Origin of the sequence: uncultured Campylobacter sp., from assembly GCF_937949835.1 — a bacterium.
GTDB lineage: Bacteria > Campylobacterota > Campylobacteria > Campylobacterales > Campylobacteraceae > Campylobacter_B.
Genome location: NZ_CALEDC010000117.1, coordinates 1 through 3,246, shown reverse-complemented (window position 1 = coordinate 3,246; position 3,246 = coordinate 1). Strand labels below are relative to the sequence as shown.

The following is a 3,246-nucleotide window of genomic DNA, read 5'->3' as shown; positions in this document are numbered from 1 at the left end:
GTTTTGGATGCGGCGTGTAAGAGCGTCGATCTGCGCCGCAGTCGTGTCCTCTGCGACTTCGATGTGGATGCTGCCGACCATCTTATCGGGCCCGTAGTCATGAAACATCAGATCGTACGCGCCGATGACGCCCTCAAAGCCGCGCACGACGTCGTAAATTTCATTTGTAAGCTCCAGGCTCGGACGAGAACCCAAAAGCTTGCTGATCGTATCGCGCAGAATTTCATACGCCGTTTTGATTAGAAGCGCCGAAATTATCGCGCCCAGATACGCCTCCAAGCTCAGCCCGAAAATAAGCGAAATAAAAGCCGCTACGAGGGTGGCTAGCGATACGAGCGCATCGTATTTGGCGTCCACGCCGCTAGCGATGAGCGAGTCAGAATTTACGCGCTCGCCCGTCTTTTGCGTATAAAGCCCTAGGCTAAATTTCGCCGCGACCGCTACGGCGATGATGACGAGCGAAACCGCATTATAATTCGCCGCTTGCGGATGAATGATCTTTTTGATCGATTCAACGAGCGAGACGCCGCCGGTGTAGAGGATGATGACGGCGATTACGATCGCGCTTAGATACTCGATCCTGCCGTGTCCGAAGGGGTGCGCGCGATCGGGCTGCTTGCTAGCAAGGTGCACGCCCACGATCGTAATGACGGACGAAAGCGCGTCGCTTAGGTTATTTACGGCATCCAGCACGATCGCGATTGAACCCGAAATCAGCCCCACGACGCCCTTAAATGCCGCTAAAATTACATTTGAAATGATACCGATCGCGCCGGTGCGAATGATGATTTTATCTCTGCTATACGCCGCTTGAGGCACTTCCATTATCTCTCCTTTGAAATTTTACTCTAAGCCGCAATCGCTGCGCGTATAGGTCAGATCGGCGATTTTTTCGCCGCTTTGCAGAAATTCTCGTACGCCTATGCGATTTAGACCGCCCGCTTTCATCATCGCGCAGACGTCCTTTTGCCTGTTGGCGCGCAAAATGCTTTCAAAATTTTGCTTGATTTTGGGATCTACTTTGTCCCAAATTTCATTTTTTAGAATCGTGGGAATTACAAATTTATCGCCCTCGCATGTAGCCGCGCTCAACTCTATATTTTTAGTCGCGGGGTGACTGTGCCCATTTACGGCGTCCGCCAAAGCCTTGCAGCGCTCGGCATCGGCATCTCCCGCAAGCGCTGCGCTGCAGATAAATATGCCGAACAGGGCGAGTATAAATTTTTCCATTTTAACCTCCTAATTTTATTTGAAATCTATCATATTCAAATTTTAAATTCAATCTATTTTTGAAATTTAAAGATCCTTTGCGCGGCGCAAATCCGCGAGCCGCCAAAATTACTTACGTTAAAATAGCGGCGTAAATTCCATAAATCACCGCTAGAAATTTTTTAAATCGCGGCAAAAATTCTTTAAATTCCGCGTGAAATTCTATGAGCGGAAATTTTTGCGACGTATCACATGCGCTCGCTCAAAGCGGCGTGCGGCGAGATCATCCGCATCTTTTTTAACTCGCCGTTTAAGTTATAGATTTAACGCAGCTTTGAAAAGCTCCAGCCAATCCGCGCCCGCCGTTTAAATTTATAAATTTAATGCAGTTCCGCGTTGAGTTTGATCGCACGCTTGCTAATGCTTGCCGCAATCTGCCCGCTTTGGCTGTTTTGTCGGAAGTGCAGACCGCTAAGCCCGGCAAGCTCAAGCCCTTTATAAATTTCGCGATCAAACGCAAAGCCTGGATTTAGCGCCGCTAGCGCCTCGCGATCCTTTTGCGCGATGAAAACCTTCGTGCCCTCAAGTACCGCAATACCGGCATCCACAATGCAGCGATCACCTAGCGGAATGCCCGTTACGGAGTTTGCACCCAGCAAGCAGTGCTTGCCGATGCTCACGGCATTGCCGTTGGTACCGCTTAGCACACCCAAAATCGACGCGCCGCCGCCTATATCGCTGCCCTCGCCCACGACGACCGAGCTACTGACGCGCCCCTCGATCATAACGCTGCCGGTCGTGCCTGCGTTGAAATTTACATACGCAGCACCCGGCATCACGGTCGTACCCGCGGAGATATGCGCACCCAAACGCACCTTCGCATCGTCTAAAATCCGCACGTTTTGCGGCGGTACGACGTGGCTTAGGTAGCGCGGAAATTTATCGACGCTGATGATACGCGGATAACGGCCCTGCATTTTTAAATGGATTTCGTTTTCACGCAGCCACCAAAGCTCGATCGGGCGAGCGTTTTCGTCCCATGCGACATTCGGAAGCACGCTAAATGCGCCGTCTAGATTGAGCGTGCGCGGCTCGCAGAGATTTAGCGAAAGCGCGTAAAGCTTGAGATAGACGCTCTCGACGCTTTTTGGCGCGGCATCCTCAAAGATGAAGCTAGCGCAAAAGCTCGCGTGCTCGTCCGATTTCATCGCCTCTTTAACCGCAAGCAGCACCTGCAGATTTTTGTGCGCGCCCTCTTTGGCGTCTGGCTGTAGAAATTTTAAAGCCTCGATCGCCTTTTTTAGGGCTTTGTGCGTTAGCGGAAGGACGCACTCACTACCGCTAAAATCCACGACCTCGCCGCACTCAGCTAGAGCATGAATTATCACTGCTGCGCTTACTAGCCCTTCTTTAAAATTTACGTGCGCGTAATTCACGCTTAGGCTTTTATGCTCCTCCGCACGCCCCTTAAATACGCGCCCGACCGCCCACATGATCGAATCGCGATAACCCTTTTCGGCGCGAACTTTATCTGCAAAAGCTCTCAGCTCGCTTAGGCCTTTAATCTCTTTCATATTTAATCCTTAATCGCAAAATTGCGCGGGAGTATAGCTAAATTTAATTTAAAAAGAATCAAATTTTGCCAAATTGATTCCTCCGCCATAAAATGCTTTTACTCGTAAATATCCACTTTTTCCTCTTCGTTAGCTATTTTTAAATATTGCTCAGCGAACTCACGCATTATCGTTGCGAATCTAGTAAAACCTTCCGCATCAAGGGCTTCGGCTTTTTCTTGGTTCTGCTTAGCAAGCTCTCGCTCTTCCCGCCCGTAAGTAAAAGTATGTATTCCGCGATGATTAAAAAGCGTGAGCGTGAATTCGGAGCGTATTTTATCGGCATCTCTAGCATCTAAAATATCGGCCACGGCTTTATGTATCCAAAGTCCGCCCGGATCGGCAGGCGCATAAGTTAAAATTTGTCCAATATAGTGCCTAGCAACTCCTATATGCCCCGTCTCTTCGGTAATCCTTTTGGCCT

Annotated in this window: 4 protein-coding genes; all 4 read right to left on the bottom strand. The window is 49.7% G+C overall.

Annotation, left to right across the window (positions count from 1 at the left end):
* On the bottom strand, positions 1–825 hold an 825-nt coding region (locus tag Q0256_RS02595), incomplete at its 3' end, for a cation diffusion facilitator family transporter (protein WP_297959783.1).
* Positions 826–843: 18 nt separating this feature from the next.
* Entirely contained in the window at positions 844–1,230 is a 387-nt protein-coding gene (locus Q0256_RS02590) for a hypothetical protein (RefSeq protein WP_297959781.1), read from the bottom strand.
* Between the two features lie 359 nt (positions 1,231–1,589).
* A complete protein-coding gene (locus tag Q0256_RS02585; protein WP_297959779.1) occupies positions 1,590–2,783 on the bottom strand; it encodes a tetrahydrodipicolinate N-succinyltransferase N-terminal domain-containing protein in 1,194 nt (397 codons plus the stop codon).
* Positions 2,784–2,881: 98 nt separating this feature from the next.
* Positions 2,882–3,246, bottom strand: a 365-nt coding sequence (locus tag Q0256_RS02580) for a hypothetical protein (RefSeq protein ID WP_297959777.1), incomplete at its 5' end; no start/stop codon positions are given.

Excerpts from the sequence above, each read along its gene's own strand:
- Q0256_RS02590 (WP_297959781.1), bottom strand. The coding sequence starts at position 1,230 with ATGGAAAAATTTATACTCGCCCTGTTCGGCATATTTATCTGCAGCGCA.
- Q0256_RS02585 (WP_297959779.1), bottom strand. The coding sequence starts at position 2,783 with ATGAAAGAGATTAAAGGCCTAAGCGAGCTGAGAGCTTTTGCAGATAAA.